The organism is Candidatus Nanosynbacter sp. HMT-352, from assembly GCF_021222645.1.
Taxonomy (GTDB): domain Bacteria; phylum Patescibacteriota; class Saccharimonadia; order Saccharimonadales; family Saccharimonadaceae; genus Nanosynbacter.
Genome location: NZ_CP089520.1, coordinates 190,239 through 211,708 on the forward strand (window position 1 = coordinate 190,239; position 21,470 = coordinate 211,708).

Consider the following 21,470-nt stretch of genomic DNA (forward strand, 5'->3'; position numbering starts at 1 on the left):
AATTATTTATTTTCTATAATATGTCGGCACTTTTCGCAAATACCTTCCAGCTCAAAGTGGTGTTTTGTGACTATGAAATTATGTTTTTTACCAATGAGATCTATGAGTTTTTCGAGCTCTTGTAATTGTATAGGTTCGGCATTTTGACAATTGATGCAGTATAGATGGTGATGATGCGGTATAAAAGGTTCTGCTAACTCGTAATAATTCTTCCAACCAATAGTTATAGTGTTTATAATGTTCAGAGTATCGAACATTAGTAGCGTGCGGTAAATGCTGGCACGGTTAATGTTTTTGCAGTTTTTCGCAATATCGCCGACCGTAAGAGGCACATCTGAATTTCGTAGGATGTCAAATACTTGCTGACGGGGTTTTGTCAGGCGAAGATTGTGGCGTTCAAATATTTCATTTAACATAGCGTTATCAATAGTTTATAACTTATTGCAACAAGTGTGCAATAGACCTACAGTCCGAGTAATTCATAAGGATATTTGGGCTGGTTGATTTTTGTGATATGCGCGTCGGTTATGACGTATTCAGCTTGACTATTAACGATTTTTTGCGACAATTTACCCTTGACGATTAGCCATGTTCCATCTGGGTAGTCTGTCGAAAAGTTTTTCTCGACCAGGATTTTCATAGGCACGCTGTCAACAGTGCAGCAACTTATAACGTATCTGGCAATATTGAAGTAATTATAGCCGTAGTTTTTTAATAGATCATTTGAAACGAAGCCAGTAATGGTGATATTTTTACCGTTAAAATAAGCGGCTTCTTTACAGGAATTTATGGCGGTTTTCCAGCGGTTTATTGAGATTGTAGAAGAGTTCTCTTTCGGCTGAGGTGTTTCGCAACGACTTTCGGGATCAATAATTACAGGGCTTTCTTTTTGCGCGAGGCTGCTTGGAGAAAGTGGTTTTGGTGGCAATATATATCCGACTGAGAGTATAATTGCTGCAAAATAAGATATCGGAGTAATTTTTTTCAAGCTAATTCTAGATTTGTCTTTTGCGGGTTTATTTTTTAATTGCAACATTATATCAATAAGCAAAAGTATAACGCCGATTACGCTAATTACGACCGCGAATGTGTGATAGCGTGGATGAATGTAAAAGCCGAGTTGGTCACGCCAAGCTAATAGCAAAATATATACACAAATGATAATTCCGCCAATTGATTTGGTAAGATTAGCGTACATATAAATTAACTCCCAGCCCGACAATTAATGATAAGACGAATACAGTTAAGGTAATTGTTGCAATAAATTTCCAGCGAAAAGTTGTTTTTAACAACGTAATCATTTTAATGTCTATCATCGGTCCGAATAGCAAGAAAGATAAAATTGAGCCTGTCGTGAAATTTCGCACATAAGCAAGTGCGAAGAACGCGTCGATGCTGGAACATATCGAAATGACGAAACTTAGCGTGATCATGGATATGACTGATAGGAAAATGTCGCCACCGACAGCGTTTATGATGAATCGCGGAACGAAGATTTGTGTGGCAGCTGCGATGCTAGCACCTAAGGCTAACATAGTAAATAATTGCCAGAATTCATTGCGTGATGAGCTGAATATGTTTGATAATTTTGAATCGTGGCTATGAGGGTGGCAAAGTTTTTCGAACTCTGGATTAATGATGGAATCTTCCTTAAAAAAGCTGACGATAAAAGCGGTTATTTGTACGATAATTAGCGCAAAAATAATTCGCCACCAAACCATTCGGGTGTCAAAACTGAAGGCGGTCATGGTTGAAATTATGGTTATCGGGTTTATGATTGGTGCGGCGAAAAGAAAGCTAATAACGTCGGCAGGTTTTAATCCGTTCGCTATTAAGCTGCGTGCAATTGGCACGTTACCACATTCGCACACGGGTAAAATTAGCCCGATCATAGAGAGTGCAATTCGTCGAAGAAAGGCGTTTTTTGGTAACATTTTGAAGACATCTTTTGATGATAAAAAGTATCTGATAAGCGCGGATATGATAATTCCTAAAATTAAGAATGGGACCGCCTCGACAATTACGCTTAGCGTTAGCGTGATGAAATCTTGTAATGACGGAAGTAATTTATTGTACAATTCTGCAAATTCTCCGTTTAATAACATGACGCCGAATCGTGAGCTGAATTGATAAATAGAAATTATAAGGACGCCAAAAACCACCCAACCGATCAACTCGCTGTTGGCTGATAAAAACTTTTTTATGCGACCGTCTGGCGATTTTTGTGCCATATATAAAATTATACTCCATGCTTATATGTTATACTAAATCAATATGAAGCATCTTTTACATTCACATCATCCGTTTCGGATTTTCTGGTTTTCGGTCCTATTAACCTTAGGTTTGGGTAGCTTAATTTTTAGCCATATGGGCGTTAGCGGTCTTTGGCTATTTACTATTTTAGTGGTTTTGGAAGTTACGTTTAGCTTCGACAACGCGGTGATAAATAGCAAGGTCTTGGCGGGAATGAGCCAAGTTTGGCAGAAAATATTCTTAACTGTTGGTATTTTCATGGCTGTGTTTGTTGTTCGATTTATATTGCCAATTGCTATCGTGATGATTGCAAGCGGCCACGGATTTATAGATGTTGTCAATATGGCGCTTCATAAGCCTGTTGAGTATGGCGAGATCCTGCATGAGGCGTCGCCGATGATTGACGCGTTTGGTGGTGCGTTTTTGATTATGATTGGGCTTAGTTATTTCATCGATTACAACAAGCGTGTCCACTGGATGCGACATGTTGAGCCGATTTTAGCGAAGGCTGGGCGATTTGAGAATTTTAAGGTGTGTATAATGCTTAGCGTGGCGGCTGTCTTGTATTTTACGGTTGAGGCGCCGCATAAATCTTTGGTGTTGATTTCAGCAGTTCTTGGAATTGTGCTGCATATTGGGTTGGAGCTATTCGGGTCATTTTTTCATGAAGATGACGCGAAGTCCGTTAAGATTAAAACTGGTTGGGCGGCGTTCGCTAGCTTGTTATATTTGGAGATTCTGGACGCTAGCTTTAGTTTTGACGGCGTGATTGGTGCGTTCGCCATTACCAACAGCGTGCTGCTAATCGTGGCTGGACTGGGCGCTGGGGCAATTTGGGTCCGATCGCTAACCGTATATTTGTTGCGAACAGGTGCGCTTAGTAAATATAAATATTTGGAAAATGGCGCTCACTGGGCAATTATGGCGCTCGGCGTGATGATGATTGCCAAATTATTCCACTTGGAATTGCCGGAATGGGCGACGGGCGGCTTGGGTTTGTTGTTCGTGAGTTTAGCGGTCGGCAGCAGCATATTGGAAGCCCGATCTATCAATCTGCAAGAAGCTGCGGCTACAAAATTACATCAAGCCGAAGAGCAATTGAAGAACGGCGCGTCAAAAATTGTGCCGCGAAAACGACGCTAGAATCTGGTTTAATATTTTATACTGAACGGCTCGATAGTTCCGTTGATGAACTTCTCGATCAAATTAACTGATTCGGGTAATATCCAGCTTTGGAGAATCTTTTGCTCGTCTGAGTTGAATTTACCCAGGACAAAATCTACGTCACCAACTTGACGTCTGAGTAAATTGTCTGTGCCAATACGAATGTGCCAAAAATCTGATCCAACGTGAGCGTGAAGGGATTTCAGTCCGTTACTGCCTGCGTCTCGTCCGCCTTTACGAGTTCTAATTTTACCAAAGTCCAGCGCCGTGTCATCGTGAATAATTAGTAAATCATCCAATGTCAATTTGTAAAAATCTAAGATTGCTCGGGCGGAAATTCCGACCTCGTTGTAAAAAGTAGTTGGCTTAACTAGTAGGATTTTTTCTCCAGAAATATTGAGTTCGGCGATATCGGCGGAAAATTTCGGCTTATTCGAAAAGGTTTTTCCCTGTTCTGATGCAAATTTATTAATAGCCAAAAACCCGGCATTATGCCGCGTGTTCGTGTATTTTTCGCCTGGATTTCCCAACGCTAAGATGACTTTCATAGACTTAGTATATCACCTTGTGAAAATGACGTATAATAAGCATATGGCAAAACGTGACGATGATTTGGAATTTAGCATTAATGCGCCGTTTGATGATGGGCGAGCGGTTATCGATAAAGTTCCGTTATATTTGGTGAATGGCTCGTTGGGTGCTGGGAAAACTAGTGTTCTTGAGTTCTTATTGCAACAAAGTGATTATAAGGGTTCTCGGGTGATTGAGAATGAATATGCTAATGAAAACGTTGACGGTTATCGATTGGAAAAGCTGGCGGATATTGTGACGACCTTGGCTGGCGATTGCGTTTGTTGTTCGTCGAAGCACGCATTAACGCGAATGTTACTTGACTTTTGTCGCAATTCCCCCGCCCCAGTGTTTATTGAGGCGACTGGTGTGGCGCGAACGATGAATTTGGTCGAGAAATTGATTAATGCACAAATATTCAATAAGTACGAGTTGGCGCAGAGTTTTTATGTTATTGATGCACATGAGATTTTACGTGGAATTGAGCCGGCGCATGAAATTGAGTTGCAAGCGGCTGATATGATTTTAGTGACCAAAGAAGATTTGCTAAGTGACGACGAGCGACTGCAGTATGAATCTAAGCTGAGCTCCCTGCCTTACGGAAAAATATTGAGCGCGCCACGAGGCAGATTTGATATCAATAAAATGACGACGCCGTCGGGGCTACTAACGTTTTTTGATACGTACGACGGTGAGCTAGTCGTGCCAGACAATCCGACGTATGCGGTGCTGGATGTTTCTGGTATGAAAATTGCTGCGGCGACTCTGGAGAAAATTTGGCTGGAACTTTTTGATACTTATAAACTCAGGCGAATGAAGGGCTGTTTTATTGATGATAATGGTGTGCGGCATCATTTGGAGGCAACGGAAAATCAGATTCAAATAGCTAATTCTGCGACGGAAGAGCCAGCAAAAATTGTGCTAATTGGTGAACGTGCGGACGAAATTACGCGTGAAGTTTTGTCTGCGCAATTGATGATGTTTGAATAAAAGTTTACTTTCGTCGTTTCCGACTCGTCAGCATAGACACGCATCTATGGAGCGAATACAGCTAAGATTCGTTATAAAAGAAAATAGCCCGCTCGAAAACGTGCTCAAGCCGAAAACTGGATTCAATATTGAGTCTATTTTCGAGCGAGCTATTTTCGAGCGGGCTTACTGATCATCAGCAGGAGGGTTGTTATCCCTCTTGCCTCCGTACCAGATACGCCGGTACGTAGCGGTACCAGTCGCTGCAGCCCCGAGAGCTGCTCCGATTGGAGCAGTTATGACAACGGGAACTCCCGCTACCTTACCTACGACTGCTCCTGCGAGGCCTCCTGCGAGACCTCCCGCGAGGCCAGCTCCAGCGACCATCCCAAGCGCGATGATCACCATTGCTTTTAGAGCTGCTTCTCCCATGATAACTCCTCTTCTGGAGTCAGGCGGAGAAATAAACTCTCCGCAGAACGGTGCGTCGATTTGACGCAAGCTAACACACGTTGTGAAAGCTAATATATGTATATCACTAATAGAACAAAATGTCAATGGATTTTGTCAAAGATGTGGTATTATATGCCTTTTTCGGCGTTTTTGGCCTGCTTGTAGGCTTTGGTGACTGGCGCCAGACCGCGCGCAACGCGTTCACGATTGGCCTTTAATTGCTTTTCGTCGCGGAAAGACATTTTAATTGGTGTTCCTGCAAAATTGAAAGCCTCGCGTAAAGTTCGCTCCAGATAACGCTTGTAGCTCCAGTGGACAAATTTCAGATTACTACCGTAAATAACAAACCACGGCGGAGCAACGTCCGTCTGGACAATGTAGCGCAGCTTCGGGTGCGAGTTTTTCAGACCAGCTGGCGGATGTGCGGCGATGGCTTTCTGTAAAATGTCGTTTAAGGCGCGAGTTTTACATTCTTGGCGACGGCGTTTATAAATATCGACTGCCAGATCGAATAGCTTAGTGACATTTTGCCCAGTGACAGACGAGGTAAATATAAGCGGAGCGTATGGGGTAAATTTGAAATTATAGCTAATTTGTGGGGCAATTTCATCATGAGTATAAGCGTCCTTACCTTCGACGGAGTCCCATTTGCTAACAACCAGAACCAGCCCCTTGCCTGCCTCGTCAATGATTCCAGCTAGGCGCTGATCCAATTGAACGTTAAGCTCATTGACGTCCATAAGAAGCAGACAAACGTCGGCTTCGTTGATGGCTTGCATGGTGCGAAGAACTGAGAACTTCTCAATTCCCGTTTCTTGCTTTCCTTGGCGGCGAATTCCAGCGGTATCGAGCAGTTCAATTGTTTGTCCGTGATAACGAACTTGAACGCGGTTTACGTCGCGAGTTGTGCCGGCGACGTTGGCGACGATGGCTTGCTGCTTGCCCGCTAGGGTATTGAATAGATTACTCTTTCCGACATTCGGGCGGCCGATTAGCGCAACGCGAATAATGTCGTCAGGTGCGGTTTCGGTGGCTGGCGGAATAAGTTCGGCAATGCTGTCAAGAAGCTCCGAAATGCCAATGCTGTGCTCGGCGGAAGTTTTTATGATGTTTTTAATGCCGAGTCGTTTGAATTCGTCGATAGAAAGAGAGCCTTTCAAGTCTGCTTTATTGGCGATTAAAATGACTGGCTTGCCGCTTTTTAGGGCTTTTTTGGCTAATTGGCGATCAGCGTCAGAAGGATATGCGGTGGAGTCGACGGTTACGAGGATTACGTCAGCGGCGGCGGAAGCGTCAGCGATTTGGTCCTGAATGGTCGCCTCAAATTTGTCCTCGGCAGTTTTCAGTCCGGCTGTGTCGATGAGCCAAAATTGCGAATAGTCATCTGACAGCGTAGAGTCGACGTTGCGTCGTTTGTATGAGACTTTACCAACAACGTTGTCGCGAGTCGTCCCGGCTTCCCTGGCGACGATGGCAGTGCGAGAGCGCGTCAAGCGATTAAATAGTGAACTTTTGCCGACGTTGGCTTGCCCGATGATGGCGACTGTTGGTAATTTAGACATGATTGTATATTATAGCAGTTTTAAGACATTTTGGCGAGCACGCTATTTATATAAGCCTCGCATGGGCGAACTATTTTCAGGAAATCCTTAAAGTAGTTCGAGTTGTTCTCTGTTGTAAACTCTTTAGACTCGGCTACGACTAGTTCGTACTCCTCGTCCTCGTTATCGTATTCTCTAGCGTAATTGTGAATGTAGGCTTTTGGAGATTGTTTGTTAATTGGATTTGGGTAAAGTGTTATGTAGTAATTTTCTTCGGGGTTATTTATGCAATAGCAAATGTTATTGTCGTCATCTTTGAACGCTACGGATATAGGATATTCAAATTTTGTAGTATGCCTCTCGATCTCTTTAATAAGTTCGATGTAAGCATAGATTTGGTTTTCTAGGAATTTTGGTAAAATATTGGACTCATCCTTCTTGTAGAACAGTTTTTCTATAGTACCCGATCTTTCTTCCTTAAGATTCTGTATGATTGTCTTTATCTTTTCTAATGGGAAAGGGTCGGATTCTCGCTTTAGCGTTTCCATTTTACAGTTATACTTTCTGTCGGGTTTGGCATAAAAGTTATATTACAATATTTACCGTAAAATATAAAGAGTTGCGGAGTAAATTATGAATTCGTGAATTTATCTTCTCGCCATTCGCCTCTCTTGAGGTCGCCGAGCGAATAATTACCAAAGTTTGTTCTGTGGAGTTTTTTAACAGTGTAGCCTAATGCATCGAAAGTTCGCCGAATTTGACGATTCCTTCCCTCGCTCATTTCGACTATCCAACGATAGTCATCACCTTCGTGTTGCCTTTCTAACGTCAATTGACTGCGACCGTCAGGAAGCTGCACGCCAAAATCATTGATCATTTGGCGATGCAAAGGCTGCAAGGGCTGGTCGATTGTAACGAGATATCGCTTAATCTTGTAAAACGACGGATGTGTCATACTATGAGCAAAGTCGCCGTCATTCGTCATGATAATCAGCCCAGAACTATCTTTGTCCAGGCGACCAACGGGTTTTAAGTAGTGAAGATTCTTCGGTAGCAATTTGTAGATTGTCGGAACGCCGCCCTGAGAAGCGCGTGAACAAAGATATCCAGTTGGCTTATGTAGGATGATGAGCTGTTTGGATTGCAATTCTAGTAATTTTCCGTTATAGGAAATTTTATTTGCGTCAGAAATTTGTTGACCCAATCTGGCGGGCTGACCGTCAATAGTAATCTTCCCTTTTTCTATCAATTCGTCGGCCTTCCGCCTGGAAACACCCAGGCAAAGCGCCACGAATTTGTTGAGGCGCCAAGATTCTTGCTTTGTGTCTGGGATTATCATTGTTGCGGATTTATCGGTGGAAATTGTGTCGGCTGAGGAGATTCTGATAGCTGATGCGGAATGTTTTGTTCTTGAGGCTGTTCTTGGACGGAGGGTATTGCACTAGCTCGCTCAATAGGATTTGGTACTGGCTGGGGTGTCGAAATCGGTTGTGGTGCTGGAGCTTGCGCTGGTTGAGGCTCTGGAGTTGATTGAGAAATTCTCTGTGTATTATCCAATTCTTCTGCCATAAGTTTAGAGATGTCTACCGAATTCTGAGAATCGTCAGCTGGTAAAGGTTGAATAATGCGGTCACCAAGCCCTGAAGGTCGCGGTGCGGGCGATGAAAACGGTGCCATAGGCTGCGGCAGAGTTGTTGTTTGAGGCTGTGGCGTCGGAATTGGTTGTGGTGCTGGAGCTTGCGCTGGTTGAGGTAGCGGTTGTGGTGCTGGCGCGAATGCCTGTTGTGGATGTTGTTGTATAAGCGGATTTGCTACAGAAGTTGCCGATACTGTAGCGGGAGTAGTTGGTTGCGGCGATAATGAAGAAACGTCAGGCCTAGTAACTGGCTGCGGCGCTGCTGGAGTTGGTTGAGGCGTTGGAATAGCTGGTTCATATGTGTGAGTTGGTTGTGAAACTGGCACTGGATTTGTGCCGACTCCCGGAAGGTCGCCCAGGGCTTCGTGGACTGCTCTCACGACGTCCTCTATTCCTACCTGAGATTTCACTAAGTATTTATCAGCACCAAGCTGCTCGCCACGCTTCCTTTGGTCTTCTGATGATAGCGCGGTCATAATAATAACTTTAACGTCTTTTGTCTCTGTCGTTGAGCGTAAAATATCTAGCATATCAAAGCCAGAGATTTTTGGCATCATCACGTCGCTTAAGATTAATCGCGGACGTTCTTTAATTGCCATGGCCAGAGCTTCTTCGCCGTCGCCCGCCGAAACGATATCGTAGCCCTCCGCCAAAAGTCGTACGCCGTAAATTTCGCGTAAACTTTTGTCGTCCTCAACCAATAAAATTTTTGTCATATATTTATACTATACTGAAGTTTTGACAAAAAATCCATAGCCCTTATGGTTATTATTCGCGTCCAGGTATAGACAATTGCTGACGCTTTCTGCGCAATTCTTCTTCAATTTCAGCCAGCGTCGGCTCGGAAGAATTTCTAGCTGGTTGTGGAATTTCTAACTGGGTCGTCGGGACTGTGGGTGTGATTGGAGCTGGATTTTCTGGAGTTGCGATTGCAGCTGGATTTGAATCGACAATTTCGCTATTATTTTCAATTGCGACATCTTCCGTCTTTTCTTCTGTAGCAATTTCGGTTTTTTCTGAAGTTAGAGAGTCTGGCGCTAGATCTTCAGCCTTTTCAATCTTCGTAGACTCTAGGTGTTGTTTTGCGTCCGAACTGCTCATACGAGGAATTTCCAAATAGAAAGTACTTCCCTCTTTATATTTACTCTCAACTCGCAAATTTCCAGACATCGCCTCGGCTAAGCGACGACTCAAATATAGCCCCAAACCGGTTCCGCCAATTTCTCGCGTGTCGGAATTGTCCACTCGATAAAATTTCTGGAATAAATGCGGAATATCTTCGGCTGGAATGCCAATGCCGCTATCTTTCACGCTTACAGAAATCTGCTTATCGTCGCCGGTAACATTGACGACAACTTCGCCCGACGGCGTGTACTTGATGGCGTTCTCAATTAAATTACTGACGACTTCCCGAAAATGGTCAGGGTCAATATTGGCATAAAAAATCGGTTGCAATGACTTCTCCTTGCCCTCATCAATTATGTCTGGCATGAAGATATAATTGAGCTGCTTTTCGTTAGCTTTCGTCGCTAAGCCATCAAAAATATCCTTCAAAAATTCGTTTACATTGATGATCTTCGGGTTATTTTTCATTCGCCCGTCTTCAACTTTGCTGATATCAAGAAGATCTTGGAACAATCGTCCCAGATGTTGCGCTGATTCGTGGGCTTTGGTGATGAAGTCGCGGGCTTTCTCGTCGATGTGAGCGGTGGCTGGATTTAACGCCAGACCCAAATAGCCCTCAATTGATGCAACTGGCGTGCGCATCTCGTGGCTGGCGGTGGAAATAAACTCGGCTTGCTCACGCTCCTCGGCTTTTTCTTTAGTGATATCGCGGAAAACTACGATGATCCCTTCGCCATCTGTGCCGACTGGAGAGCTGACGATTGACACTAAAATGCGTTTTTCAGAGCTAGTCAATAGGAATAATTTATCGTTGTGTGTTGGCTGGTTTTTTGATAAGGATTGGACTATTGGATTTTCGAGGTCTTCTACGTCTTTTCCGTCTGAAGTAACGAGTTTTAAGACGCTTTTCCAGTTAAGCCCGAGCGCATCGCCTTGGTCCCAGCCGATGATTTGTTGGGCGGATGGATTTATCAGTTCGATGTTGCCATCTTTGGAAATAGCCAAAACGCCATCGTCGATGGCATTAATCACTACATCAGACTTACTTTCAACGGCGGAAAGTTTATTCTCCAAGCTGGATGTGTTGTCGTCGGTTTTTTGGCGGCGAATCCATAAAACAAGGCTGAAAATCAAAGGTAAAAATCCGAAGAAGAGGTAGCCGATGATGAATTGTATGTTTATTCCCTGTTGAACGCTAGTGGCTATAATCTGTAAAATAACCAAAAGCCCCATTATTCCTGAGATTATTGCGCCGAAAAATCCTGCAAAAATTGCCACGATAATCCACATAACTAGGAATGGTGAAACGACTCCGCCGCTGGTAATTATGGTGACTGCGGCGACGGCGACAGTTAACAAATATACGAAAATTCCGATTTCAGTTTCGTATTTTCTGGGAAGCCAAAAACATAAAATCAGCACAATTAAGCTGCCGATTCCTGCTACGCCAGCCGCCAAATCTGAGACGGATAATCCGATTGGCAATTGATAACCGGTCGGTATAAATCGCGCCCATGCATATAAAAGAATAATTGTAAAACAACTTAGTAATGCAACTTCACACAACCGTCTTAACCAAAATCTGGAAATCGCGTGAGGCTTAAAGTAAATCCCGCCCTTTTTCATAGTTTTATTATGACGAATTTTCAGGAAAATCTCAAGTGATAAATATGATATAGAGGCTGTATGGATGCGAAAAAGTAGACAAGCCTTCCCTTTCCATGGTATAATCCATGGAGTTACGGCCCTATCGTCTAGCGGTTAGGACACCAGGTTCTCATCCTGGCAACCCGGGTTCGATTCCCGGTGGGGTCACCAATAATGCTATTTTAGAGTCTGTAAGGGGCTCTTTTTTATTATCTTGAATCATTTACAGTTCAGACATTCTGTGTGAATATCCTAAACCTCATTTTTCATTGCGTCAAAATATTTTTAGTCGTCACTACTCATTTGCTTGACGACATCTATCAAATTCCGCGGTGTAATGTCAGCCTTAATTAGATATCCGTCAACACGACTCATGACAGACCTACGCGAAGCTTCGTCCTGCTCAAAATTGGTCATAATCAAAATCTTACTATTCGGAACCAAATCGACATTGTTATTTCTCAGTGCGTCTAAAATCTGGTCGCCGCGTTGTTCTGGTAGCATCAAATCTAAGATTATCAAGTCAAAGTTCTGGTTGCGCGCCGCCACTAGCCCGTCATTTCCATCAACTACCCATGTCACGTCATATCCCGCTTTTTGCAAGCTTCTGACGTACATTTCGCCAATAAATCGGTCATCTTCCACGCATAAAATTGTCTTTATCATAATTCCTCCTAGCCCTTATACATGGCGTGATTTTTTATCCAGCCGCCACCCTTTCGTATCAATTGATTATTCAGCTGCCCGTCTTCTAGCAATTTGTCTTTAACTGTAGCATAAATTGGCAAAGTGAACGAGAAGATCGAGCCTTCGTTTTCGCGGGATCGAGCGATTATCGAGCCGCCGTGAGATTCGACAAAAGCTTTGCAGATGTAAAGCCCAATTCCCGTCCCGGCTACAGCCTCGCGTGATCTGTGCGATCGATAGAACTTGTGGAACAAATTGTCCACGACATTCGCCGGCATTCCAATTCCATTATCGGCGACAGACACTTCCACGAAGTCGCCTTTTTGCTCTGCGGAAACGGTTACGGACCCACCCTCAAAACTGTACTTAATGGCATTGTCAATTAGATTGCCAATCACTTCCCCGATACTTCCGTGATCGGCGGCTACCGTTGGGAGGTCATCTGGAATATTAACATTAAGCATTCTGTGTTGAGTTGAGGCGCGAAGCTGCATGTCATCAGCAATCGAGGCGTAAATATTAGCAACAGTGTCTTCCAGCAAATAGACCTTCAAGTGGTGTCTATCATATCTGGCAACGTTAAGAATATTATCAATGTAGCTGGACAGGCGATTGGACGAAACGACCAACCTATCAAGAAGTTGCCTTTCATCGCCCTGCAAGCGTCCAGCAAACTCTTCGTTGATAATGTCCAGATATCCACGAATAACTGTAATCGGCCCGCGAAGTTCGTGAGCGGCAAATGAGATAAAATTGAGGTCCTCTTCTTCTGGCAAATATACTTTAGACTTGTCGATGAGAAAAATGACGGTTTCGGCGGCGGCGCCTTTTTCGAATGAAGCCACAATGTCGAATATTCGCGTTTTTTGGATGATGTCGGGGTTGGTGCTAATGCGTTGCCAACGGCGCTCGGCTTTAATTTTCTCATTGGCGATTTCGTGAAGCCAATCGGAAATACTCGGTTCGTTTAGAAAATCAAGCGCCAGAAAATCCTCGCCTTTCGCGTTCCTGGAAATCGGGGCGGCAGAATTGGCGAAGATAATCTTCTGATTGGAATTAAGAATCACGACGCCAGTGCTGGCTTGATTCAGAGCTTGAGTGAGCGGGATTTTTGGCTTGTCGTTGTCACTAGTTGGTTTTTGCTCTGGCTGATAATCGCCATAAATTGCCTGAAGCGCCGTCTTAAATCCAGTTTTTTCGTAGCGTTTATCGTTAGGATTTGGCGGAGTGTCGGTGGTTAGTTCGCCGATTTTATGAGACAGTGCCGCCAGAATTTTATTAAGCGGAGCGGTGATAATTTTAACGATAGAAATTGAAAATATAATTTGCAAAACTATCGTAACTAAAATAATAATCCAGAAGTTCATCTGAGACATGGAAATGGCTGTGAAATGAAGAGTGACCCCTAGACCTAATAAAACGCAGGCGTTTGCCGATAATAATATTAATATGACTTTTTGATAATAATACTGCTTGTATTCTCTTAGAGTTTTAGATTTTGGATCTATTGCCATGAAACACTTCCTCTTCCTGGCGTGAAGACTGCAATCCATGTTTGTCCGCGATTTAAGGCGACGTCTTTTCCAGATTCGTCTGTCAATTTAAGTGGCGAATTTATGTCCGCTTTTGACCAAGTGGCGGTGGCGACTGTGCCGTTTTGGAAAATGTAAGCTTTGCCGGATCCTGTCGTTTTGACATCTTCGTAGCCATCGTAATTTTGAGCCCGAGCTTCAACACCAACTTCCATAGCTACGACAGTGTTTGGAGTAATTTGCCCATCTTCCCTATCAGTATGTGGCGCGCCAGCCATGCTCCTGAGGTAAGAATTCGACGCCTTGTCGTAAGCATATGAGGTATTGTAGAGTGAGCCGCTGAGGTTTATGCTTACAGATGTGGCGTTTGGTGATTCGACAGGTTTGCCGTCTGCTCGCGCGAAGCTAGTGAATTCGGAATTGTTATAGCCTTTTGCGCTATTCAATTGGTCAAGTTTTTCTCCTGAAGTATAGACGTTGTGCGGCGCGTAGCGGTCGCGAGATCGCCAATACGATCCGTCGTTAAAGAACTGGTCGATGTCGCGATAATTGCCGTTTCTGACTTGAGATAAAGCGTTGGGGCTTCCGCCAACGTGTGCGATTGATGCTTGATATGGCGCCGCCCAGCTCAAATAGTATAATCTTAAGCTTCGCACTGGACCGATTAGCGCAGGTTTTTCTCCCTGATACATAGCCAAAAACCTAGTGATTCCGCCCTCCGCCACGGCTTCATAAACCACGCCAGCTTTCTTCAGTCCTGACTGCGGTCTGGCGGCTGGACTATTCTCAATCATCACGCCAGTTACGGGTAGCTTTGTGACGGCTTCGTTTGCGATTTCCACGCCAGTTAGCGGCGAATAAAACTTCTTCGGCGCGGGTTTTTTGGCTGGCAATTTCAGTTCCACGCTAGCGGTCTGCTCGTATTTTATTGAGTGAATTGCAATTATGAAAACTCCAGCAATAACCATCGCACTCACCACGAGCACAATCGCCAGAATATGCTTTTTTACCCATTCTTTGAACGATTCCCAGCAGACGTTCTTTTTTTGTCCTGATTTATCTATTTTTTCAACATTCATGCTTATGCTTAGTATAGCATTTTCGGCGCACGAATAAACTATTTTTGTAGATAATTATCGATTCTTTGCAGAGTTTTTTCCTTGCCAATTAGCGCCAGCGTGTCGTTAAGTTGCGGACTAAACGGCGCCCACGTCGTCACAATTCTCACCAGACTAAACAAAATCCCCGGCTTCTGCCCCGTCGTTTCCAGTAATTGATTAAGGCAATTCTGAATTGCTTCTGGCGTCCAATCTGTAATTTTCTCGAATTCTTGGCGAGCAATTGACAATAAATCTCGTCGCTCGTCGTCGGTCAATTTACGAAGTTGCTTATTTCCGTCAATTAATTCCGTGTCAATTTCAGGCTCGACGAAGAAATAGCTCGTTAATTTTGGCAAATCTTGCAATGTCTTCAAGCGATCTTGCGCCAATTCCAGAACGCGCTTTTTATACGATTCATCAGCGTTTTTGGCTTCTTCGCCCCAGAATGATTGGCAGCGAGAGTAAAGATCGTCCAAGCTAAGCGAGCGGATCCATTGGCCGTTCAGCCAAATGAGTCGTTGTTCGTCAAATCGCGCGCCAGATTTTTGAACGCGGTCGAGTGAGAACTTTTCAATCAGTTCGGCTTTACTGAAAATTTCCTGCTCCGTACCGTCGTTCCAGCCGAGTTGCGCTAAGAAATTAAGCATCGCTTCTGGCAAAATTCCTTCTGATCGATACTCAGTTACGCTTTTAGCGCCGTCACGCTTGCCAAGTTTTTTATTTCCCGATGGCGCCATAATGTGTGGCACGTGCGCCAGAATTGGTGGCGTAATTTTAAGCGCCTCGTAAAGCGATAGATATTTAGGCGTGCTGGCAATATATTCCGAGCCGCGAATGACGTGCGTAACTTGCATTTCGAAATCGTCAATGATGTGCGCAAAATTGTAGGTTGGTAGACCATCCGCTTTGATAAGAATAAAATCGTCCAGAGCTTCTGGGCCAGCCGACAACTCGCCCATAACGGCGTCCGTCCAAGAATATCGCTTAATTTCTGGAACCTTGAAGCGTAGCGGCATTCCGAGCTGCCATTCTGGTGGATTCTCTGGTCGATGGTCGCGATATAAAAATGCGCGCTTTTCAGCCTTGGCTTTGTCGCGGAAAACTTGCACTTCTTCGGGCGTGTATGGGTCGGCGTAAGCTAGTCCTTCGCTGATCATTTTCTTTGCCCACTTTATGTAAATATCACGGCGATCTGTCTGGTGATATGGACCAAAATTGCCAGACTCTTCTTTTGGATTGTTAAGATTTGGTCCTTCGTCCCAATTTAATCCTAGCCAATTTAAGGTTTCCAAGATCATTTCTTCCGCGCCTTCAACGAACCGAGCTTGGTCTGTGTCTTCAATGCGTAAGATGAAATCTCCCTGATGCGCCCTGGCGACAAGGTATGTGTATAGCGCGGTGCGGACGTTGCCTAAGTGAATATAGCCAGTCGGACTTGGTGCAAAACGAGTTCTAATAGTCATGAGTAAATTATAGCACGTTATCTGATGAGTTACAGACTAGTGGCAATTTTTTCAATCTGGCTGCTTGAGAGGTTTGCGTCGCCGCTAATCTGATATAAAATTCCGCCGTTCACCCAAGCCGCTTCTTTTCCGCTGCTGTAAATTGTCAATCCGTCGATCATTGTGGTGTTTGGATTCTTGTGCTTTTCAGAGAAAAATTCTTTCACTGCTGATGAATTCCAACCACTTTTTTGTTGGGTTATGGTGTATTCTGAACTTCCGTCGGCGTAGGCGTATTTCATAGAGACCTCGCCCGATTTGAATTTGATAGGGCCGTTTAGGGCGTAGCCGTCTGGTTTGTAGCCTGGGTATTTGGCGTCAATTCCTGATTGAACGGCGGCCATTTTTATAGAAATATTTGGCATACTCAGGTACGTTAAATAGCCACCTAGTAGCATCACCGCAAAACCAACAGAAAATGTGTTCAACCAGCGTAATGTGCCGCCCTTTTTCTGACGTCGACGTGCTTTTTTGTTACTAATAATCTCATTCGACAAAGCTTTTTCGATTGCTTCATTTTTCAATTGATGAGCGGTTTTTGCGACTGGCTTTTCTATTTTTTGCGGAGCGACGGCGACAAACGGATTGTTATTCATAGCCAGAGGCTGGCGTTCTTTTCGCAATTTAGTGTTAACGCTAAGAGGTCTTTGTTGGGCGCGACGAGTAACGGGGTGAGCTTCGGCTGGGCGGTTAATAGCAATTTTCTGAGGAGCTGGCTTGCTGACAATTGGCGTAGAAAACTTCTTCACTGCAACATGTTGCTTCACGTCAACGCGAGTTTTCTGGGGTTTGGCAGCCAATGGCGTACGCTGCGGCATTTTAACGTGTCGACGATTCAATGTGCTAGATTTCTGGACGTGTGTGGTGTGAATATTTGATACAGATGCACCACGCTTACTGATTGATTGTTCTTTTTTTACCTCAGTTTCTTTTGCGTCAATATTATCCATTACCATTCCAGTAATAGTATTGTAAGCTCGCCCGTTTATTACTACGTAGTTTTTACTTGCCATTAATCCCCCTAATGTTTATACCTGTATATTATATTACAAATCGCCTAAGGTTTTTTCAAGTGTAAAAATATGTTATAATTTCCGTAATTATGTACCAGAAAAAGAATCGCACTAAAGAGCTCGCGCGGCGGACCTTTGTGTACACGCTGATGACATTATCACTTATAATTCTTCTTACGTTTTTGACGTTTAGAATGCTCGGCTATACGTTTGATCCAAATACGAAAGAATTGCAACAGACTGGACTTGTCCAATATGAATCACATCCTGGCGGGGCGCTAGTTTATGTTGACGACATGGAACTGCGCCGCACTTCGACGAAAAGCACTGTTCTTCCTGGTAAGCACACTTTTTCGATGAAATTGGATAAATATGAACTGTGGCAAAAAACGTTGAATATTAAATCTGATACAGTGACAAATTTGAATTACGCCAGACTGATTCCGACAAAACGCGAAACCACCGAAGTAAAAACGTTTGACTCATTGCAATCTGTTTCTCTGTCGCCAGCTGGTAATTTCTTGATGGGATTTGGCGTTAAAGATAAAACTCCGATTCTGACAATTGGCGACATTCGCGACACGAATAAAGATAAGGAAAAGTTCACGGAGCATACATTAAGCACGAGCGTTTTGGCTGGCTATTCCCTGTCTTCTGACAATCATACGTTTACTGTGTCGGAGTGGGACCGCGATTCTCGTTACGCGCTGGTGAAGCATTCGTATACAGCAGAAAATAACACTACGGGTGTTCAGTGGCTAGTTTTTGACAGAGAAAATCCAGAGAAAATTATTGACGTAACGGCGATGACTGGTTTTGGAATTAAGCAAATCGGCTTTGCGGGAACTGGCGCGCACACGGTTTACGCTTTGCAGGAAACTGGCGAATTGAGGCGAGTTGATCTTGATAGCTCGACAATTTCCAGTCCAATTTTAGTTGGCGTCGAATCTTTCAAGCTTTATGGCGATGATCGTTTGTCCTACCTGGCTGTTATTGACGGTAAAAAAGTGGCAGGAATTTGGAAGCGAGATTGGAAAGAACCATTTGTGATTGGCACTTTTGCTACTGATTCTACTCCGGTAATTCGAATTTCTCGTTATTTTAATAAAGACACCGTGGTCTTGGCTGATGGCAAAAATATGACAATTTATAGAGGCGACATTTCGGATTCTAAGGACCGCCAAAAAGAGTTCTTAAAAACGGCAAAGACCATTAAAACTGACAATGCGACTACAAACGTTATGATGGACAATGCTGGGCGATTTATCGTGGCACAAAACGGCGCGGTACTGCAGACTTATGATTTGGAGCGTAAAGAATTGTCGAGCGCGTTTAATATTGGTGTGGCGCAGGAAGTGAAGTGGCTTGATAATTTCTATATTCGTAGCGTTTCTGCGTCGGGAAAAATGGAAATTCGTGAGTTTGATGGCACGAACACTCATACGTTGATAAGCGTTAAGCCTGGTTTGGATTCTGTTTTATCCTCAAATCAGCGATACGTTTACGGATTGACGACCAATGCTTATGGAAAAATTGTCCTGAGTAAAATGAATATGGACACCGGTTCAATCGGGCTATTTAATTAATAGTTAGTTTATCGACCACCGAATAATTTCTCAAGCAGAGTCGGCTCGGGTTTTCCTGGAATATTTGACTTACTTCCTTGTTGTTGATTTGAGCTGGATTCTGATGCTGCGGTAGCTTTGCTTGGGTCTGGACTGATCTGTTCCGCAAAGATAAGAAGTCGCTTTTCTGCAGTCCCTAAAGGCACGCAACTTACAAGTGTCAGCATTGGCTTATTCGTATTAATCTGAACTTTTGAAACTTCAGTAGGCATAACAACTTCTGTAGATGTTATTTTATAGGTGTAGCGCTTTCCATTGTAATTCATGTAAATAACGTCACCCTTGGTCAACTTTTCATTTTGAGCGAAGACGAATTTATAATCACCGCTAGCAAAAGCGTCATTACTGGAGTGTGCGGCAAATACGGCATTTCCAACTTCGCCTGGCACGGCGCTGGCGCCAGGAATTGAAAAGTGAGCTACTCCCTTCTCCATGGCTTTTGATTGTGATTTTACATCGCTGGCGGCGCCGTAAATAACTGGTGCGTCAATGTTAATCTTTGGAACAATAATCCTAGGTTCAGGTCCCACAGTTACGTCAGTAGAGGCATCGACAATGATGTTTTGTGGGTTAATTGCACCAGGTGTCGTGTAGGCTGCGACTGCGCCGAAAATAACGCGGTTATATTGTAAAAATATGAAGACTAATAGTACCGATAATCCAGCAATCGCCGGAACAAAATGTCGGGATTTTTTCACTTTATTTGCGGAGTCGCGAACCTTTTGCTGAATTTGGCTGCGGAGTTCTTTTATGGCTGCTTTTTGTGGATCCAGAGGCTCGTCTTCACTGACTACTGGTGTGATATTCTGGCTTTCCTTCGTCAATCGAGAAATCTCCCGGTTTTTTGCCGCGATGTCACCCGCGTAGTAACGCTCGTAATACATCTGATAATATTTCTGCCAAGCGCTGTGGTATTGTTTCCATTGGTCGGCTGAAACTTGAGTGTGGATGGTTGAATTTTGAGTTTGAGCGGTTTGGTTTGCGGATGCGGAGTTGTTGTTTTGCAGATTTGTCTGGGTTTGGGTAATTGGCGCCGTTCGCATAGCGTGATTTACGGTATCTTTTTTCGGCTCTGGCTGTGGCGTTGTTGAGATTTGCTGATGTTTGAATATTTGCGCCTTGGGCTGTTCTGGTCGGACTTCGGGTTTTGATTGTAATTGAGCGGAAAATGGCTGTAACTGAGGTTTTTCTGGTGCGGAACTCTGCTCTTCTGATCTGGAATAAATAGCGTCAAGCTGTCCACGAATAACATCTGCAGCGGCATTTTGCGAAGCTGTAGAGTTGCGCATTGGCGGCGTGAGGGGTTGGCGCTGATCTGGTACCGGCATGCCCACTCGACCGTTTGATTGATCATCCGTCGGATACATAACTTCTTTAATTATACGTCAAATCGACATCAAATAAAAGTCGTGCTTGTGAGAAATTGCTAGTTGTGCTACAATCGTACGGTAGCTTGGAGCGTTCTCTTGTGCCGCGGTGGCGGAATTGGTAGACGCGCTAGACTCAAAATCTGGTGAGCAATAGCTCGTGCCGGTTCAAGTCCGGCCCGCGGTACCAGAGGCAGCTTCAGGTGATAATCGTCCATTTTGGGCGATTTTTTATGCAAAGAAAACTGACGTCTATGGCGAACATGAATGAGATTAGCATCCCGACTACCGCTCCGGCCAGGGTGGGGATGGCGATGATCATCGCGATTGCCACGACCACGATGACGAGGGGTCCGATTTTTTTCATGACGCTTCCTTTCGAGAAGTGTTCTTGCACTCACGACCAAGGGCTACTTTCGCCCTTTGACAAGTCACGAAAGCTTGTTAGTATCATATAACTAATTGTACGTAATGTCAATCGGATATTTATAAGAAGCTACATTTTGCAAATAGCGGTGCTGATTGCTGCTAGCGGTGCTTTCGGCGACCAAATCAAGTAGCTTGCGGCGCGGGCGCCGACGGTTCCCCGCCAAATTGCCATTGGTGCGTCCCATTTTTGGGTGACGACTTCTCCGCTGTGGGCGATTATTAAATTGTCGGCATGAAAAACGCAAATTGTTACGGGATATGTGATGGTGAATTTGTGAAGCGCTTCAACGAGTTGTGACAATTGAATGCTGAACGTAATCATTTTTGGATAATAAATTGCGCGGAATATTTTCTGAACTTGTGCCAGACTTGCTATGAAAACCACGTGCGGATTGTCCAAAATTTCCTGAAAACTATTCTGCACAAGGTCAATCGCGTCTCGCGTCAGCACGACGGGAATTTCTGATTTTTTGATCAATTCTTCGTAGACAATTGCCGTTTGACTATTCCGTCCAGCGTCGCCGCATAATAGCAATACGTCTGCCCATCTTTCCAGCACCAACGCCTCGTCAAGTGCTTCGTTTGCCAAACTTCCCGACTGGTTCGTCGGTGCGAATAAAACGTCTGTCATATTCGCGGGAACATTTTTTTTCAAGGCATCAGGGAGTAAAACGCGAGCCTCACCTACGCCAGCCTTGAGCGCCTCTTGGTAACTTTCTGCCACCGCCAAAAAGCCTAATTTGTTACCGCCGATGATTCCTAATTTTCCTGCTTGGTCGCGTCGTTCTGGCTTGTTCCATTCGACATCTGGAAAAAGTGGCTTCCCTGGTTCTTGTTTTTGCCAAAATTTCATATCC

Annotated in this window: 20 protein-coding genes and 2 tRNA genes; 5 read left to right on the forward strand and 17 right to left on the reverse strand. The window is 44.2% G+C overall.

Going from position 1 to position 21,470, the window contains the following annotated elements:
- Positions 1-2: 2 nt before the first annotated feature.
- Genes LR957_RS00990 through LR957_RS01000 form a run of 3 tightly spaced genes read right to left on the reverse strand, consistent with a single transcriptional unit; the run spans position 3 to position 2,231 of the window.
- A complete protein-coding gene (locus tag LR957_RS00990) occupies positions 3-416 on the reverse strand; it encodes a Fur family transcriptional regulator (RefSeq protein ID WP_232273135.1) in 414 nt (137 codons plus the stop codon).
- A 47-nt stretch (positions 417-463) separates the two neighbouring features.
- Positions 464-1,198, reverse strand: coding sequence for a TIGR03943 family putative permease subunit (locus LR957_RS00995; protein ID WP_232273136.1), 735 nt, complete (start codon positions 1,196-1,198; stop codon positions 464-466).
- Complete coding sequence (locus LR957_RS01000) at positions 1,188-2,231, reverse strand: permease (protein WP_232273137.1); 1,044 nt, start codon at positions 2,229-2,231, stop codon at positions 1,188-1,190. The genes LR957_RS00995 and LR957_RS01000 overlap by 11 nt, the downstream gene beginning before the upstream one ends.
- Positions 2,232-2,274: 43 nt before the next feature.
- Between LR957_RS01000 and LR957_RS01005 the strand changes: the two genes are divergently transcribed.
- Positions 2,275-3,396: a DUF475 domain-containing protein gene (locus tag LR957_RS01005; RefSeq protein WP_232273138.1), complete on the forward strand. Its 1,122-nt coding sequence runs from the start codon at positions 2,275-2,277 to the stop codon at positions 3,394-3,396.
- A gap of 8 nt (positions 3,397-3,404) precedes the next feature.
- Here the strand turns inward: LR957_RS01005 and pth are convergent, their stop codons facing one another.
- Positions 3,405-3,965 (reverse strand): aminoacyl-tRNA hydrolase, encoded by a 561-nt coding sequence (gene pth / locus LR957_RS01010; protein WP_232273139.1) that lies wholly within the window; start codon positions 3,963-3,965, stop codon positions 3,405-3,407.
- Positions 3,966-4,008: 43 nt separating this feature from the next.
- On the opposite strand from pth, the gene LR957_RS01015 reads away from it, so the two are divergent.
- Entirely contained in the window at positions 4,009-4,977 is a 969-nt protein-coding gene (locus LR957_RS01015; RefSeq protein ID WP_232273140.1) for a GTP-binding protein, read from the forward strand.
- A gap of 560 nt (positions 4,978-5,537) precedes the next feature.
- Here LR957_RS01015 and der read toward each other — a convergent pair.
- From der to LR957_RS01040, 5 genes are all read right to left on the reverse strand, one after another.
- Complete coding sequence (gene der / locus LR957_RS01020; protein ID WP_232273141.1) at positions 5,538-6,971, reverse strand: ribosome biogenesis GTPase Der; 1,434 nt, start codon at positions 6,969-6,971, stop codon at positions 5,538-5,540.
- A 20-nt stretch (positions 6,972-6,991) separates the two neighbouring features.
- Entirely contained in the window at positions 6,992-7,498 is a 507-nt protein-coding gene (locus LR957_RS01025; RefSeq protein WP_232273142.1) for a hypothetical protein, read from the reverse strand.
- A gap of 83 nt (positions 7,499-7,581) precedes the next feature.
- Positions 7,582-8,289 (reverse strand): pseudouridine synthase, encoded by a 708-nt coding sequence (locus LR957_RS01030; protein ID WP_232273143.1) that lies wholly within the window; start codon positions 8,287-8,289, stop codon positions 7,582-7,584.
- Positions 8,286-9,302, reverse strand: a complete 1,017-nt coding sequence (locus tag LR957_RS01035; protein WP_232273144.1) for a response regulator transcription factor — start codon at positions 9,300-9,302, stop codon at positions 8,286-8,288. Before LR957_RS01035 ends, LR957_RS01030 begins: the two co-directional genes overlap by 4 nt.
- 52 nt (positions 9,303-9,354) lie before the next feature.
- Positions 9,355-11,337: an ATP-binding protein gene (locus LR957_RS01040; protein WP_232273145.1), complete on the reverse strand. Its 1,983-nt coding sequence runs from the start codon at positions 11,335-11,337 to the stop codon at positions 9,355-9,357.
- Positions 11,338-11,454: 117 nt separating this feature from the next.
- Here LR957_RS01040 and LR957_RS01045 point away from each other — a divergent pair.
- Positions 11,455-11,529 (forward strand) — tRNA-Glu (locus LR957_RS01045).
- A gap of 114 nt (positions 11,530-11,643) precedes the next feature.
- Here LR957_RS01045 and LR957_RS01050 read toward each other — a convergent pair.
- Genes LR957_RS01050 through LR957_RS01070 form a run of 5 tightly spaced genes read right to left on the reverse strand, consistent with a single transcriptional unit; the run spans position 11,644 to position 17,192 of the window.
- Entirely contained in the window at positions 11,644-12,024 is a 381-nt protein-coding gene (locus LR957_RS01050) for a response regulator transcription factor (RefSeq protein WP_232273146.1), read from the reverse strand.
- 8 nt (positions 12,025-12,032) lie between these two features.
- Positions 12,033-13,559, reverse strand: coding sequence for a sensor histidine kinase (locus LR957_RS01055; protein WP_232273147.1), 1,527 nt, complete (start codon positions 13,557-13,559; stop codon positions 12,033-12,035).
- Positions 13,550-14,656, reverse strand: coding sequence for a DUF3048 domain-containing protein (locus tag LR957_RS01060; protein WP_232273148.1), 1,107 nt, complete (start codon positions 14,654-14,656; stop codon positions 13,550-13,552). Before LR957_RS01060 ends, LR957_RS01055 begins: the two co-directional genes overlap by 10 nt.
- A 38-nt stretch (positions 14,657-14,694) precedes the next feature.
- Complete coding sequence (gltX, locus tag LR957_RS01065) at positions 14,695-16,140, reverse strand: glutamate--tRNA ligase (RefSeq protein ID WP_232273149.1); 1,446 nt, start codon at positions 16,138-16,140, stop codon at positions 14,695-14,697.
- 29 nt (positions 16,141-16,169) lie between these two features.
- On the reverse strand, positions 16,170-17,192 hold the full coding sequence (locus tag LR957_RS01070) for a DUF4367 domain-containing protein (protein ID WP_232273150.1): 1,023 nt from the start codon (positions 17,190-17,192) through the stop codon (positions 16,170-16,172).
- 89 nt (positions 17,193-17,281) lie between these two features.
- Here LR957_RS01070 and LR957_RS01075 point away from each other — a divergent pair, with 89 nt between their 5' ends.
- Complete coding sequence (locus LR957_RS01075) at positions 17,282-18,778, forward strand: PEGA domain-containing protein (RefSeq protein ID WP_232273151.1); 1,497 nt, start codon at positions 17,282-17,284, stop codon at positions 18,776-18,778.
- 8 nt (positions 18,779-18,786) lie between these two features.
- Here the strand turns inward: LR957_RS01075 and LR957_RS01080 are convergent, their stop codons facing one another.
- Positions 18,787-20,184 carry a sortase gene (locus LR957_RS01080; RefSeq protein WP_232273152.1) on the reverse strand — a complete coding sequence of 466 codons (1,398 nt, stop codon included), beginning with the start codon at positions 20,182-20,184 and terminating at the stop codon, positions 18,787-18,789.
- A gap of 103 nt (positions 20,185-20,287) precedes the next feature.
- On the opposite strand from LR957_RS01080, the gene LR957_RS01085 reads away from it, so the two are divergent.
- A tRNA-Leu gene (locus tag LR957_RS01085) sits at positions 20,288-20,374 on the forward strand.
- Positions 20,375-20,383: 9 nt separating this feature from the next.
- Here the strand turns inward: LR957_RS01085 and LR957_RS01090 are convergent.
- On the reverse strand, positions 20,384-20,551 hold the full coding sequence (locus LR957_RS01090; RefSeq protein WP_232273153.1) for a hypothetical protein: 168 nt from the start codon (positions 20,549-20,551) through the stop codon (positions 20,384-20,386).
- Positions 20,552-20,680: 129 nt separating this feature from the next.
- Positions 20,681-21,466 (reverse strand): carbohydrate kinase family protein, encoded by a 786-nt coding sequence (locus tag LR957_RS01095; protein WP_232273154.1) that lies wholly within the window; start codon positions 21,464-21,466, stop codon positions 20,681-20,683.
- Between the last annotated feature and the right edge of the window lie 4 nt (positions 21,467-21,470).